This is a genomic window from Psychrobacter sp. SC65A.3, from assembly GCF_025642195.1.
Lineage (GTDB): Bacteria > Pseudomonadota > Gammaproteobacteria > Pseudomonadales > Moraxellaceae > Psychrobacter > Psychrobacter cryohalolentis.
Genome location: NZ_CP106752.1, coordinates 2139125 through 2154706 on the forward strand (window position 1 = coordinate 2139125; position 15582 = coordinate 2154706).

The following is a 15582-nucleotide window of genomic DNA, read 5'->3' on the forward strand; positions in this document are numbered from 1 at the left end:
AGGCACTTACCTTTTTAGTGGTGAATTGCTCCCTTTTTATGATTATGTTAGGAATAAAGACCATGAATGTTTCAATAGATGCTAATAATAAAGACTTAGATGTGCCCCCTCAGCAAGAGCCTGATAACTCTGATTTACCCGAAAAACCTTCCCAAGGCCTCCTAGATCCGGCGTTGATTAAACCGGCGCTAAAAGATGCGCTACTCAAGCTTGATCCTCGCGTTCAGTGGCGTAATCCCGTGATGTTCGTCGTTTATATCGGCTCATGGTTGACGACCATATTAGCCATTAACATGTTAATCCAAGGTCAAACGGGACTACTCTTTACTTTGTTAATTACCTTTTGGCTATGGTTTACCTTATTGTTTGCCAACTTTGCTGAAGCCTTGGCAGAAGGTCGCAGTAAAGCGCAAGCATCGAGTCTTAAGCAGGCACGTCAAGATGTGCAAGCGCGTAAGCTTGCTAGTAGCGAGCGATTATCCGCAGCTACTATAGTGCAGGCGACTGAGCTTAATCAAGATGATATTGTATTAGTGCAAATGGGAGAAATCATTCCAGCGGATGGTGAGGTGATAGAAGGTCTTGCTTCAGTCGATGAATCAGCCATTACTGGTGAATCCGCTCCTGTAATCCGTGAAAGTGGCGGTGATTTTAACGCAGTCACTGGCGGTACTAAGGTCTTGTCTGACTGGCTGATTATTCGTATCACCCAAGCGCCGGGGCAAGGATTTTTGGATCGTATGATTGCCTTGGTAGAAGGTGCCAAACGTACTAAAACGCCCAATGAGATTGCACTGACTATTTTGCTTATTGCATTAACCCTGATATTTCTAATGGTTTGCGTCACCCTGTTGCCATTCTCTCAGTTTGCAGTGCTCGCATCAGGTCAAGGCGAACCCATCTCTATTGTTATTTTAGTCGCATTACTGGTCTGCCTTATTCCAACAACGATTGGCGGTTTATTATCGGCTATTGGCGTAGCAGGTATGAGCCGTATGATGCAAGCCAATGTCATTGCGACCTCTGGACGTGCGGTAGAAGCTGCTGGCGACGTCGATGTACTATTGCTCGATAAGACCGGCACTATTACTTATGGTAACCGCCAAGCTTCTTTATTTCTGCCTTCTAACGGTATTAACGAGAACTTGCTAGCTGAAGTGGCATTGATTAGCTCGCTAACCGATGAGACGCCCGAAGGTCGCAGTATCGTCAAACTGGCCCAAAGCCGTTTTGATATCGATGAGAATGTCTGGAAATCAAAGCCATTTAAAACTATCGAATTTACCGCACAAACTCGCATGAGTGGTACCGATATTGAGCAACGCCGCATCCGTAAGGGCGCTTATGATGCCATTGTAAATTGGGTGACAGAACAAGGCGGTGCGCTACCGAGTAATTTAGAACAACAAGTAGAGGAAGTGGCGCGCCGTGGTAGTACACCATTATTAGTTGCAGATGGTCAGCAGATATTAGGCGTTATCGAGCTCAAAGACGTGGTCAAATCTGGTATCAAAGAGCGCTTTGCTGAATTGCGAAAAATCGGTATTACTACCGTGATGATTACTGGTGACAACCCTTTAACGGCTGCTGCTATCGCTGCTGAAGCTGGGGTTGATGACTTTATGGCGGAGGCTACCCCAGAACAAAAACTTGAATTGATTCGTAGTTATCAGCGCCAAGGTAAGCTGGTGGCAATGACTGGTGATGGTACCAATGACGCGCCAGCACTTGCCCAGGCTGATGTTGCCGTTGCTATGAATAGTGGTACTCAAGCGGCCAAAGAAGCGGCAAACATGGTGGATTTGGACTCAAATCCGACCAAGCTTATTGAAGTGGTGCAAACCGGCAAGCAGATGTTGATGACCCGCGGGGCGCTGACGACTTTTAGTTTGGCCAATGACGTCGCCAAATACTTTGCGATTATTCCAGCGGCCTTTGCGGGTACTTACCCTGCTCTAAACGTCTTAAATATTATGCATTTGGGCAGCCCAAAGAGCGCTATTTTATCAGCGGTTATTTTTAATGCTTTAATCATTGTATTTCTAATTCCACTATCGCTGCGAGGGGTAAAGTATCGTCCAGACTCTGCTATTAACCTATTGCGCCGGAACCTCTTGATATATGGATTGGGCGGACTACTGCTACCGTTTGTGGGTATTAAACTTATCGATATGCTCATTAACGTATTGCACCTGGTCTAACCATTCACAAGGAATATTACTATGCACACTCATTCTCACCCAGATACCAACACTAAGCCATCAGTGCAAGATGCAAAAGATAGCAGCAACACATTAGATGACGCTGCTACTCATATGCCAATGCTCAAACCTGCTATATTGCTATTTATATTATTAGGTATCATTTTAGGTTTATGCTATCCATTACTAATGACGGGCGTCGGGCAAGTGACTATGCCCAATCAGGCAAATGGTAGCTTAATAGAAAAAGAGGGACAATTAGTTGGCTCTGCGCTTATCGGCCAACAGTTTGATCAACCACAATATATATGGACACGACCTTCTGCTGCTGGTGACGGTTATGATGCTACCCAATCTTCAGGTAGTAATTTGGGACCTTTAAATCCTGAACTTGCCAGCAATGTTGAGGCGCAAGTGCAAAAGCTTAAGGCTGCTGATCCACAGAATAAAGCGCCGATTCCGATTGATTTGGTAACCATGTCGGGAAGTGGCTTGGATCCACATATCTCACCTGCGGCTGCCCAGTGGCAAGCAAATAGAGTGGCAAACATACGCGGAATAAGTGCTGAACAAGTACAAAAAGCAATCGACGATAATACCGATAGTAAGCAGTTTAATATCTTTGGAGAGCCGCGTGTCAATGTGCTGGCCGTTAACTTAGCTTTAGACCAGATATCTACTCTCCCAGTTAAATAGTAAGACAGTATTAAACAATACTACCGGATTAACCAAAAGCCGCCACTTTAATTTACTTTTATTTAAGAGCTATCGAGGGTCATAATGAATATTAACCGCCCTAGCCCAGATGCGTTATTGCAGCAAATCAAGCAGCAAGAGTATACGGTCAATAGAGGTAAATTAAAGATATTTTTTGGAGCGTCGGCCGGGGTTGGTAAAACGTATGACATGCTGACCTCTGCACACCAAGCACAATCGCATGGACGTAATGTATTGGTTGGTATTGTAGAGACACATGGTCGCAGTGAGACAGCAGCACTGGTACAAGGGCTATCAGTATTGCCGCGACGCGAGATTGAATATCGTGGACAGATGCTACAAGAGTTTGACATTGATGCCGCTCTCGCCAGTCATCCAGATATCTTGCTGGTTGATGAGCTGGCACATAGTAATATTCCAAGATCTCGCCATCCTAAACGTTGGCATGATGTTGAAGAGTTACTAAAAGCAGGTATCAGTGTTTACACGACCCTAAACGTTCAGCATTTAGAAAGCTTAAATGATGTTGTCAATCAAATTACCGGAGTGGTGGTTCAAGAAACCTTGCCCGACTGGTTTTTTGATCAGGCAAATGAAGTGGTATTGGTTGATTTACCGGCAGATGAATTATTGGCGCGTCTTCACGAAGGTAAAGTATACATTCCAAGCCAAGCCAAACACGCTATTAATAACTTCTTTCGTAAAGGTAATTTGATCGCGCTGCGAGAGCTGGCATTACGCCGAACCGCAGACTTGGTCGATGCAGATATGCAAGATTATCGTAACCAAGCTCGAATTTCACCTATTTGGAATACCGCAGATCAGCTATTGGTAGGAATCAGTACGGGGGCGCACAGCGAACGCCTCATTCGTCATGCTGCTAGGCTGGCCAGTAGTCTACATTCACAGTGGTATGTGGTGCATGTCGATACACCACGCGGTTTAAATCGTTCAGTTAATAATAAGCAGAAAGTTTTGGAGGCATTGCGTTTAGCGGATGATTTGGGTGCAAAAACCGAAGTGATTAGTGCCATTACCGTGGCAGAGGGTTTGACCAGCTATGCCCATCAATTCAATATTGGCCGTATTATTATTGGACAAAACCATGCTAACCGTTCTAGACCGTATCACTGGGGTCAGTCGCTGGTAAAGCGCATCTCACAGCAAGACGTTAATTTAGATTTGATATTGGTTAATCAAACTAAGCAGTTAAGCAAAACCACTAATGAGCGTCAATTCCCATCTTGGAACGTGGCAGAATTATCATCGGTAGATAACCGTAATGGCTATCTTATGGCAGTTTTGGGATGCGGATTGGTAACCGTTACCCTAGTTGCCCTCACGCGCTGGTTTGATTTAGCCAACGTTGTCATGCTGTACTTATTAGTGATAGTCTTTATCTCAGTACGCTTTGGACGCGCGCCTGGCATATTGGCTGCTTTTTTAAGTGTGTTAAGTTTTGATTTATTTTTTGTTGAACCTAAGCTGTCATTTAATGTCAGTGATGTCCAATACTTAGTCACCTTTGCCGTTATGCTTATCGTCTCTTTAATCATTAACAACCTAGCAGTTGGCCTGCGATTTCAGGCACAAGCTGCCCGTAAACGTGAACAACAGGCCATATCCATGAGCTATCTTGCTCAAAGTCTGAGCGCGGCTCGTAAAAACGATGACATCATCAGCCAAGCTGCAGCATGGCTAACGCAGCATATTGCTAGCACCGCAATCGTAGTAATGCCCGACTCGAACAATAAGCTGATCGTTATGACGGATTGTACGATACCTGCAGAATTCAATTGGGTTGTCACCCGATGGGTATTTGATCATAACGAAAGCGCGGGACTAGGAACTAATACGCTTACCGCCAATACGATGCACTATCGGGCACTCGCTACATCAAATCAGGTGCTCGGTGTTTTAGCACTGATGCCTACAGATAGTGAGAGTTTCAATCAACCCGAACAACAAAGAACCCTTGATATGGCCATTGCCCAAATAACGCTAGCCTTAGAGCGGGTATATTACGCAAAAGTGGCTCAAACCGCGCTCATAAAGGTAGAATCAGAGCGGCTGCGTGGGACTTTATTATCGGCCCTGTCTCATGATATCCGAACGCCAATAACGGTATTATCTGGTTTAGCGTCTTCTCTTGCTATCCAGAGTTTAACGGCAAGTGAGCAGAAGCAACTGGCAGTCGATATTGAGCAGCAAGCAAACGTCATTCAGCGTTTAGTCATTAATATTTTAGATTACGTCTCGCTACAGTCTGGCGGCATGAAACTAAACAAGCAATGGGTGAGCTTAGAAGAAATCGTTGGTAGTAATATCCGTCAGCTTGAGCACTCTTTAAAAGAGCGCCAGATAGAAATAGACATTCCCCATAATATTGACTTTATTTATACCGACGAATTGATTTTGTCGCGTATTTTAAATAACTTAATAACCAATGCAATCAATTATACCCTAGACAATGCCTGTATTTGCATCAAAGCAATGCTTGATAATAATCGGCAATACCTGATAACGGTGACAGACACAGGAGAAGGTCTACCTGTAGGTATGGAGACGCAAATATTTGAGCGCTTTACTCGAGGGAATTCGGAAGGTACTACAACGGGATTGGGTTTAGGCTTAGCTTTGAGTAGAGATTTAGTTGAGCATCTGGGTGGCACGTTAAGCGCTAATAATATACAACCTCACGGTGCACAATTTATTATAACGCTACCTTGGCAACCTTTGCCTGAACAAGATTTATTGAGTAACGACTTTATAGCAAGCAGCCCAAACATTGATTCAGCAAACTTAGCACGATAAGTGCTATATCATAAGGTTAATACTAATAGCGAAAAACACACTAATGAAGACCATACTAATTATCGAAGATGAAGCCCATATTGCGCGATTTATTAAAACAGCGATGGAGCAAGAAGGCTATCAAGTTTATATCGCTGATAGCTCGCACAGGGGCTTAATAGAAGCTGCAACGCGCCGTCCTGATTTACTTATATTAGATCTTGGCTTACCTGACGGTGATGGCTGTGACGTCATTGCAGATATTAGGACGTGGTCCTCATTACCTATTTTAGTATTATCAGCTCGCAGTGATGAACAGGATAAAATAAAAGCGCTCAATTTAGGTGCAGATGATTATTTAGTGAAACCTTTTAGTATGGGCGAATTGGTTGCGCGTGTTAATGCACATATGCGCCGCTGGCAGGTTGGCTACGAAGCACCTAGTCAGATAGAGCTTGGCAATGTCAGCATCGATCTGACGCAGAGACAAGTCAAGAAAAATGGTAAAGACGTCCATTTAACACCTATTGAGTATCGCTTGCTGACTGTCCTGATCCGTTATGCGGAAAAAGTACTGACCCATAAACAACTGCTTAATGAAGTTTGGGGTAAAGGTCATAATCATCAAGAACATTATGTTCGCATATTTATGTCAAATTTACGCCAGAAAATAGAAGATAATCCTTCTCGACCAAATTTCTTCTTAACCGAAATCGGTGTCGGCTACAAGCTACATATCCCTAAAGACTGACAATACATGAATGTATTTAGTCTCCTAACTAGAATATTAAGCTGATGGTAAGATGCAAAAAAAGAGGGAAACATCATGAACAAGCTCAGTATGTCCGCCATAGCCATTGCTATATTGATGCTGTTATCAGGTTGTGATAAATCAATAAAAGATCCCAATATAGTATTTTCAGAAGATAATAAAGATCCTATTAAAGAGCTTGAAACAACCTCTACCGTCGATTCCCGTCAGTTAAATTATAAACAAACCTTTTATGTGCCCATTTATTCAGACATTTATATTGATAGGTACAATGAAAAAGTATTGCTATCGGCGACTTTGAGTATTCGTAATACCACATTAGAAAAATCACTATATATCAATAAAATTGATTACTACGGTACTAATGGAGAGCTAATAAAGTCCTATATCAAGAACTCAATTAAGCTACCACCTATGGCAACCCTCAACTATATCGTTGAAAAAGAAGAAAATAAAGGGGGTCCTGGTGCAGACTTTATCATTGAGGTTGAAGCTTTAGATGATACGGTTAAACCAGTGATTGAGGCGGTAATGATTGGTAATTTTAGTAATAAAGCTTTTGCTTTTAATACGCAAGGGACACCAGTTATGCACTGATAAAAAATCATTTTATATTCAATGTATATCGTTCGTTAACTCATAAAGTGGAACACAAAAATACATTTTAAAAGTGACCTTCTTTATCTTTAAATTGTCCATTTGATCAATAACGATTCATCTGATAGCTCTGTTCTAACCTGAACTTAGGCATGTTCAAAAGACCTCATTATTTTAATATTACTAAAGATTGTAGCAATGTATCCATTAATAATACATCTGGCAGTAATTCAGGAATCCTTTGCTTGGTATGTGAAACCTTTAAGTTTGTTATGATTATTCACAGTACCTCGAGTCTTATCGATAAGCATTGAAAAATCTTTCTGACTAAGATAGTTTATTGGCGATTCATCTTCATTACCAAATATTTCGTTCCAAATAGCGCTACTATATTTGCCTTTAGCCTGTGATAACTCTCTAATTTCTGAATACATGACACCTGGTTTTGAAAGTGAAAGAATAGAAATCGCCCTAATATAATCCATATATATAAAGTCTATTACGTCTTGGTCAAACTTATCTTGAATTCTTTTTTTTACTCTGTTTATCTGTTCATCAGTTTTATTCTTTGTATCATGACCTTGAGATGTTGTATAACTTAGAATCACAGTATTTTCATTAGAAATGTCATTTAGATCAAATATAGGAGAAAAACAGCCCCCGATGATTTCGTATAAACCGTCTTTAAATATGACAGAAATATTATGAATAGGTATGTCAACTCTGCTGCCAAAATAGTTAGGTACGTTTTTGAGGTATGTACTCTTATCACTACTAATATAGGCTTTGATCAGTACTTGATGAAGCCTACTGGCTAAAGGATGGAGTTTTACGGTTGAGTTGCTATTTAAACTAATTGTTTTAGCAGATAGTTTCATATTACGCTACTTCCTTATTAATTCTGTCACCCATCATAATAAATACATAGTGGCTAAATATTTGTATTGTCCTAACATTCCACTGCCTTATAGGTATAACAGAGTTTGCTCTATTTTTAATTCTTGTAACTTCGGTTTGACTAGCGAGTGATAGCTCTACTCGGATCTGTTTTTGATTTTGACAAAAGCTTTCTTCTTGCTCATTATCCATATTTATTCTCTGCGAAATAGGTATATCTTTTAAAGCATTGTCCCAAGCATCCTGATCTTGTTCGGCAGCTTGCGCATAGTTGTAGTATCTCAGTCGAATATCTTTTTTATAGACTAGTTTACGAATAACTTGAAGATAGTTATAGAGGTCTACTGCGCAGTTAAATATAATAAAGTTTTTATTATATTGAGAGTAAGTAAGTGTATGATATATAAATTGATGGATATGTTTTTTGTCCTCACTCTCTAAGTAAAGGCTACGAAATTTTTCCGTCATTTGCATCATGATTCTTCTATCATCATCATATCTATCCTTAACAGGTAATAAGCCTCCTTTATTATTGATATCAAATAACCTAGGGTTACCTTTCCTAGTTTGAAAATCTAAATCGTCTCTTAGTCGCTTTGCATTATGATGCCATGTTTCAACAGTTTCTTGACTGACATCATAGATATGCATGAGATTCTCATAATCACCTTTCTGAGTATAAGCTTCAAGAACTTGATGTACTTCATCGAAAGAATATTTCTTAACTTTTACAATTTTTTCATCAAAATCATCATTAAGTATTTTACTGTGCATAGGTTTCGGAAAATAAGGCAGTTTAAGCTTATCAATGAGATATTCATTTAGTCTTAAATGCATATTTTCAGTTTCAAATTTTTGTCTTCTCGGTATTTTTAGTATCTGATTGTGCTTCATAGCTAGCTTGAAATTGGTCTGCCATAATAATAATCCCACCTGAATGTCCGTAAAATGTACATATGATGAAAATGTTGTACTAGGGGTAGCGTGGCCTGCTATTCCTGCCAAAGCATATATTTTCTTGTATGCAAGATTCGTTTCGAAATGATTGACGATGCTAGCAGCTTGAGCTGATTCGTAGGGTAGCAAGCTGAGCTATGCTGAAGAAACCGTATAACTAAACTTGGTAAACTAAGCATATTAATCGGAGTTTACCATGACCAAAAAAATCAGAACTTATAGCACAGAATTTAAAGCTGAAGCCGTTAAGAAGATAGCAGACAATAACGGCAACATCTCATCGACCGCAAAGCAGCTTGGCATCGCCATGCAAACCTTATCTAATTGGCATAACAAAGCCAATCAAGGCAAGCTTGTCGGCACAGAGCAATATGATCCTGATCTTATGAGTGCTCTTCAAGAAATAAAGCAGCTCAAGCGGCAGATCAAAGTTGCCGAAGAGGAACGAGAGATACTAAAAAAGGCGACGGCGTACTTCGCGAAAAACAGACCGTAAAGTACGCCTTTATCAAAGACAATCAGCAGATATTTAGCATCACTACTATGTGCCGTGTATTAAAGATTAAGCCATCGAGCTACTATGACTGGATTAGTCGTGACATCAGTGATCAGCAGATACATCGCAACCAGTCTGAATTACTGGTTAAAGCGGCTCACAGTGAAACGAAAGAACGTTATGGCGTAGATCGACTGCATGCTCATCTAAGCGAGCAAGGCCACAACATTAGCCTGTATATGGTCAGAAGCATTAAAGAAGAACATGGCATTAAATGCCGTCGCCACAAGCGCTTTAAAGTGACCACCGACTCTAATCACAACAAGCTGGTTTATCCAAACGTGCTGGATCAGAAGTTTGATGCCAATCGTCCTAATGAGTCTTGGGTCAGTGACATTACGTATATCTGGACCAATGAGGGCTGGTTGTATTTAGCTGGAGTCAAAGATTTGTACACCAAAGAGCTGGTCGGGTATGCGATCAATAAGCGAATGACAGCAGATCTAGTATGCCGTGCACTCAATATGGCAATCAAGAACAAACGACCTAGCAAAGGGCTAATAGTTCACTCTGACAGAGGCAGCCAATATTGCAGTCATGCCTACCACAAGATCATCAAGCGACATCAGTTTGCAGGCTCAATGAGCGCTAAAGGTAACTGCTTTGATAACGCACCTATAGAGAGTTTCTGGGGCGTATTAAAGAATGAATTAGTATATCACCAAGACTATAAAACAAGATTTGCAGCTATCAGCGATATCATTGGATATATTGAGTTGTACTACAACCAAACTAGGATTCAAAAGAGCTTGGGCCATAAATCGCCAAGACAGGTGTGGTTTGATTATTATCGTCAAGCTGCGTAATTAAATTTCCCAAGTTTAATTGTACGGATTTGACGGCAGGGGTCAATACCATTATGCACACCAAGTAACGGTGACTTGGTAGACTGCTGTAGCGATTGCCTAGTATCACCATACCAAATGTGGGAAGCCAGCGCATCAAAGCTGATACCTTCTCTTAAAGAGCCGTTTTCATTAAAGATGACTTCACCTAAGCGGTAGAATTTGAAGCCACTACCACCTGTCCAGTTGACGTCTTCTGAAATACCACCTTGCTCACCATCGACTACTTTTTTTAGCCTTGGTTGGCAATGAGTGACTGCATGATCCCCAAGCTCAATACCAATGAACTTACGGTTCATTTTCATAGCAACAGCGGCAGTTGTGCCAGATCCAAGGAATGAATCTAAAATAAGATCATTAGGCTTTGTGGCGAGATCTAAAACTCTTTTTATCAATCTTTCAGGTTTTGGAGTTGTAAAAGCATCCTCCTTATCAAACACTTTCACCTCTTCTCGCGCTTCATGATTATGACCTGCATCGCTATGTAACCAAATGGTAGATGAGGGTGTACCTGAACTTTTAAGTTCGCTCAAGAAAGTTTTTCTGGATGGAGCTGCATCACTTTTTACTCCAAACCATATTTCATCGTTTTCGTCCATTTTTTTCAGAGTCGATTCTGGAAACCTCGGTGATGTCCCAGCTGGTGGAGTCCATATGTATCCGTTTTTAAAAGTATATGAAAACGCTGCTTCTTTTTCAGATCCTTTTCTTTTTGCATATAAAGGAGTTGATTTCCAAACGCCTTTAGGGTGATTATCAGGATTTTTATATCTATTATTCATAGCCTCAGTTCTTTCTAAGGGATAAGGTCTCCATTCTTCTTTGTTTTTGGCATAGATTAATAAATGATCATGACTATCTGATAACCACTTGGCATCATTAGCGATTGTATATTTTTTCTGCCAAACACTATTAGCGACAAAGTTTTTCCTTCCAAAAATTTCATCACACATCACTTTTAAATAGTGTGATTCAGAATCGTCGAGTGTAATCCAAATAGAACCGTCTTCAGATAGTAGCTGATGCAATAGCTCTAAGCGTGGATAGATCATCGACAGCCATTTGCTGTGCTCTAAATTATCGTCATAGTGTTCAAAGGCACTTTTGGTGTTATAAGGTGGGTCAATAAAGATGCACTTTACCTTTCCTGAATGCGTAGGAATGAGTGCTTTCAATGCATCAAGGTTATCGCCTTGAATGAGCATATTGTCAGTATCTGACTCGCCATACGATAATTCTGGCACTAGCTCTACCAAACGATACGGACAGTCACGCGCTGTAGTCAACGCTTGCTCTTTATTCAACCAATTCAATATAGGCATATCGCCTCACTTCCTTCTTTATTTTCAGCTGTAAATGGCTGGCATGTTTAGTGCTTAATATTCTGAGTGGTAATTTATCATATAACCCGTTTGCTCTCACCAGATATCGACCTGTAATATGATATCTTAGGCATTTGCTTTGGCAGAGCTACTTTAAGCTATTGTTGGATATTTTTCAGGGCTGATTTGAGTCGTTGCGACATTGTTTGTCGTATGCAAATGCTCTGTACCTATCAATTTTTGTGGGGTGTTGGTATATTTGAGTTGAAATGTATATATCAAAAAACATAGATCACTTAAGAATATAGATCACTTAAGAATATAGATCCACGTCAACTCTATCCAAGCGGAATTATACTGATGGAACTAACCTTACCAGAACTAAGTCTATCCACAAAACAAGTCGGAAGTAAGAATAGTTACCACTTGTCCATTGAACCGAGAAAAATTATAAATTTTGACGAGATTATTGAGGATAAAGGTTATAGCCTTATACATGATGGTGAAGTTCAATATTGTTTCGTTAGAAATAACAACAGAGTTCCTGAAGGCTTTGAATACGTTATCCATTGTGATAAACCGTTAACGGTTAACTCTTTCGATAGTGTTAAATTAAAAGAGTGGCTAAAGCACCCCAATAAAATTCATCACACGCCAGCGGAAGTAAGAGAGTCTTGGCGAAACAAATTCCACTTTAAAGAAGAAGATACGTCAAATAAAATTTTGGGCCTAAGAATACCGCAAATATCAGCCTTATATGCCATTTTAAGTCATATAAAAGTATCAAGCCAGATGGCTACCGTTGTTATGCCAACGGGTACAGGTAAAACAGAAACCATGCTGTCTGTATTGGCTGTCGAAAGATGTGAAAAGTTACTGGTTATCGTGCCATCGGACGCACTGCGCAACCAATTAGCAGAGAAGTTTATAACGTTCGGATTGCTAAAAGCATTTGGCATTCTTGATAAGGATGTATTAAATCCTATAGTAGGCATTCTCAATCAAGGCGTATCAGCGCTTAATGACTTATTCGATATTATTGATAACTCTAATGTGATTGTCACTACCATGAGTATCATGGATGGTTATAATTCAGATGATTTATTACAAATTGCTGAGCGTTTTACACATGTATTCGTGGATGAAGCACATCATGCCAAAGCAACCTCGTGGGAGCGAGTATTAAGTAAATTTAATAAAGCCAAAGTTGTGCAATTTACGGCGACCCCTTTTCGACAGGATGGCAAAGCGCTTAATGGCAAAGTCATCTTTAATTTCAGCCTAAAAATGGCTCAAGACCAAGGTTATTTTAAGCCTATCGACTTTTTACCTATTCGAGAATATAACCTTAGAAAAGCTGATAAAGTTATTGCACACACGGCTATGGCAAGATTACGTAAAGATATGGCCAATGGTCATAATCATATTTTAATGGCAAGGTGTGCGACTAAAAGCAAAGCTGAAGAGGTGTTTAGAATCTATGCTGAATTCACTGATTTAAACCCCATTTTAGTTCATTCATCAATACGAGATAAAAAAGCTATTTTAAACGCCATCATTAATCTTGAACATAAGGTAATAGTTGCTGTCAATATGCTAGGAGAAGGGTTTGACTTACCTCATCTTAAAATAGCAGCGTTTCATGATATTAGAAAAAGTTTACCTATTACATTACAGTTTGCGGGCAGGTTTACAAGAAGTTCTTTAGACAATCAGCTAGGAACCGCTAGCTTTGTAGCAAATATTGCTGATGTGACTGTTGAAGAGGAATTAAGCGATCTGTACGCTAGAGATGCAAATTGGAACAGCCTACTTGCTGCATATAGTACAGATGCCACATCAGAGGAGATGGAGTTTTACGAATTTATACATGAGTTTAGAGACTTAGCTAACAGTCAAATACCATTCCAAAACATCCGTTTTGCTATGAGCGCTATGGTATATCGAAATATAAGTGAAAATAGCATAGCTTATTTTGATAGGTTTGAACAAGGTTTACAAAGATTCAAAGAATGCGAATATCACTTTAGCGACTACAATGAAGCAAATCAAACCTTAGTAATTATCACTGCTGATAAAGTTAATATTGACTGGGTGAACTACAAAGACATCTATGGTTTAAATTGGCGTTTAATGGTATTGCATTACAACGTAGAAGAAAAGCTTTTGTTTATACATGATTCAAATAGAGACGACAACTTTGATAAATTGGCTGAAGCAATCTTAGTCGCACCACTTCATATAAAGAAGATAGATGTCTTTAGAGTTTTAGATGGTATCAATAGATTACAATTACAAAACGTAGGGTTAAAAGAATTTTTAAGCAAAAGTATCAGGTTTACAATGCGTTCCGGCTCAGACATTGAAGAAGCTATAGCTGATTCAACACTAAGAAGCACTGAAAAGTCATTCGTATCAGGTACTGGTTATAAGGAAGGTGATAAGGTAACTATCGGTTGTTCATTTAAAGGCAGAATATGGAGTAAACGCCGAGGTAATATAAAAAATTTCGTTACATGGTGTGAAGAAATGAGTAACAGCTTAAACGACGAAAGCATTGATCCGAATCAGGTTCTAAAAGCCACGTTACAACCCAAAGAGATTAATAGCTTACCTGATAATGTACCAATCATGATTGATTGGGATGAAGAAATTTATACGGATTACTCTGAGTCGCATGTTTACTTAGAGATTGACAATCAAAGTATTAACTTATCTGAATGCTCAATTAATTTAGGCAATTGTAGCAATAACGAGATACTTTTTGAAATTGAGACACCTAGCCATAACGTTAAGTTTAAACAAACTATTATAGTTGAGGAATTAGACGAACAAACGCAATCAAGATATCTGATTACTAAGATATCTACTAATCAAGCACATTTTAAGCTCAAAACAAAAAAAGTAGATTTAGCATCTTATTTCAATGCTAGTCCACCTGCAGTTTGGTACGCTGACGGATCACGTCTAACTGGTAATGAGTACACGACCATAGAACAAATTATGACACCATATCCAGTCGAAAAGTTAATAGCGCGAGACTGGGCAGGTGTAGATATAGGCAAAGAGTCGCAACACGTTGAGCCACTAATAATTGATTCTATTCAATATAAAGTGATCAACGATTTGAAGGCTAAAGATTTTGATATTATTTACGATGATGACGGGTCAGGTGAAATTGCGGATGTTGTTGCTATTAGAGATGAGGAGTCAAGAATTTATATTCAATTACATCATCTGAAATATGCTAAAGATGGTCGTATTAGCGCACGTATTGATAATTTTTACGAGGTTTGCGGGCAAGCACAGAAGTCAGTTATTTGGAGACAAAAAAAGGGTAGCGACTTTTTTAATCATCTATTACGCAGGCAGACAAAAGTACGTCTAGGTCAATCGAGAAGTAGGATTGAAAAAGGCAGTGTTGAAAAGCTTGAAAGTTTAATGAGTATGGCTAACAGAAAGCCCATAAAGTTTGAGATTTTTATTGTACAACCTAGTCTTTCTATTGATAATCCACCTGAGGATACTCTAAGATTATTAGCAGTCACTGAAAAATATTTGAAAGAGACTGCTAATATAGACCTGAATGTTATTGTGAATAAATAAAACCAAGCTCTTCGAGAGTTTTTCACATTTATGTAATTAGACTATATACGTAAGAAGCCTCAAGTAAATCGAAAACCTGAGGCTAAAAAGCTGTTTAACTTATACTATCACTAATCTCTAAAGTTGAATGCCTGTCTATAACCTCCAGTACATTGTCAGCCTTAAAGTGCTTGCAAATTTTCTCATAGCCAACTGCTTGACCATCTCTACGATCTCTATATGCCGTATTAATAATGTCATATTTTGAGTACTCAGTAGCGTTATCCAATATATAAGAGACCAGTTCAGCTTCATTAATCTCACAGGCTAGTAAGAATGG

The 15582-nt window shown here is 39.5% G+C and carries 10 protein-coding genes; 7 read left to right on the forward strand and 3 right to left on the reverse strand.

All coding sequences use genetic code 11. The annotated features are described in order from the left end of the window. The first annotated feature begins 62 nt into the window (after positions 1–62). The 5 genes from kdpB (at position 63) to OEG80_RS09030 (ending at position 7080) form a co-directional block, all read left to right on the forward strand. The gene (kdpB, locus tag OEG80_RS09010) at positions 63–2201 is read left to right on the forward strand and encodes a potassium-transporting ATPase subunit KdpB (RefSeq protein ID WP_263240443.1); all 2139 of its coding nucleotides are present in this window, start codon (positions 63–65) and stop codon (positions 2199–2201) included. A 21-nt stretch (positions 2202–2222) separates the two neighbouring features. After that, positions 2223–2897, forward strand: coding sequence for a potassium-transporting ATPase subunit KdpC (kdpC, locus tag OEG80_RS09015; RefSeq protein ID WP_083475730.1), 675 nt, complete (start codon positions 2223–2225; stop codon positions 2895–2897). A gap of 84 nt (positions 2898–2981) precedes the next feature. Continuing rightward, a complete protein-coding gene (locus OEG80_RS09020; RefSeq protein WP_263240446.1) occupies positions 2982–5732 on the forward strand; it encodes a DUF4118 domain-containing protein in 2751 nt (916 codons plus the stop codon). A 43-nt stretch (positions 5733–5775) separates the two neighbouring features. Beyond that, positions 5776–6462, forward strand: a complete 687-nt coding sequence (locus OEG80_RS09025; protein WP_263240449.1) for a response regulator — start codon at positions 5776–5778, stop codon at positions 6460–6462. Positions 6463–6537: 75 nt separating this feature from the next. Next, a complete protein-coding gene (locus OEG80_RS09030) occupies positions 6538–7080 on the forward strand; it encodes a DUF3124 domain-containing protein (protein WP_263240450.1) in 543 nt (180 codons plus the stop codon). A 230-nt stretch (positions 7081–7310) separates the two neighbouring features. Here OEG80_RS09030 and OEG80_RS09035 read toward each other — a convergent pair whose 3' ends face one another. Then, positions 7311–7958 carry a hypothetical protein gene (locus OEG80_RS09035; RefSeq protein ID WP_263240451.1) on the reverse strand — a complete coding sequence of 216 codons (648 nt, stop codon included), beginning with the start codon at positions 7956–7958 and terminating at the stop codon, positions 7311–7313. 1 nt (position 7959) lies between these two features. Beyond that, the gene (locus tag OEG80_RS09040) at positions 7960–8910 is read right to left on the reverse strand and encodes a hypothetical protein (RefSeq protein ID WP_263240452.1); all 951 of its coding nucleotides are present in this window, start codon (positions 8908–8910) and stop codon (positions 7960–7962) included. A gap of 220 nt (positions 8911–9130) precedes the next feature. Between OEG80_RS09040 and OEG80_RS09045 the strand changes: the two genes are divergently transcribed. Next, positions 9131–10296, forward strand: a protein-coding gene (locus OEG80_RS09045) for an IS3 family transposase (RefSeq protein ID WP_263240454.1) whose coding sequence is annotated in 2 segments (ribosomal slippage) — positions 9131–9389 and positions 9389–10296 — 1167 coding nt in all. Because the reading frame shifts where the segments join, the coding sequence is not laid out codon by codon here. Here OEG80_RS09045 and OEG80_RS09050 read toward each other — a convergent pair. Next, on the reverse strand, positions 10284–11657 hold the full coding sequence (locus tag OEG80_RS09050) for a site-specific DNA-methyltransferase (RefSeq protein WP_263240455.1): 1374 nt from the start codon (positions 11655–11657) through the stop codon (positions 10284–10286). The genes OEG80_RS09045 and OEG80_RS09050 overlap by 13 nt on opposite strands. 360 nt (positions 11658–12017) lie before the next feature. On the opposite strand from OEG80_RS09050, the gene OEG80_RS09055 reads away from it, so the two are divergent. Beyond that, the gene (locus OEG80_RS09055; RefSeq protein ID WP_263240456.1) at positions 12018–15263 is read left to right on the forward strand and encodes a DEAD/DEAH box helicase; all 3246 of its coding nucleotides are present in this window, start codon (positions 12018–12020) and stop codon (positions 15261–15263) included. Positions 15264–15582 lie beyond the last annotated feature (319 nt).

Bases quoted from the DNA above. Each gene is read 5' to 3' on its own strand.
- kdpB (WP_263240443.1), top strand. From the start codon at position 63: ATGAATGTTTCAATAGATGCTAATAATAAAGACTTAGATGTGCCCCCT.
- OEG80_RS09025 (WP_263240449.1), top strand. From the start codon at position 5,776: ATGAAGACCATACTAATTATCGAAGATGAAGCCCATATTGCGCGATTT.
- OEG80_RS09030 (WP_263240450.1), top strand. From the start codon at position 6,538: ATGAACAAGCTCAGTATGTCCGCCATAGCCATTGCTATATTGATGCTG.
- OEG80_RS09050 (WP_263240455.1), bottom strand. From the start codon at position 11,657: ATGCCTATATTGAATTGGTTGAATAAAGAGCAAGCGTTGACTACAGCG.
- OEG80_RS09055 (WP_263240456.1), top strand. From the start codon at position 12,018: ATGGAACTAACCTTACCAGAACTAAGTCTATCCACAAAACAAGTCGGA.
- OEG80_RS09035 (WP_263240451.1), bottom strand. From the start codon at position 7,958: ATGAAACTATCTGCTAAAACAATTAGTTTAAATAGCAACTCAACCGTA.
- OEG80_RS09020 (WP_263240446.1), top strand. From the start codon at position 2,982: ATGAATATTAACCGCCCTAGCCCAGATGCGTTATTGCAGCAAATCAAG.
- kdpC (WP_083475730.1), top strand. From the start codon at position 2,223: ATGCACACTCATTCTCACCCAGATACCAACACTAAGCCATCAGTGCAA.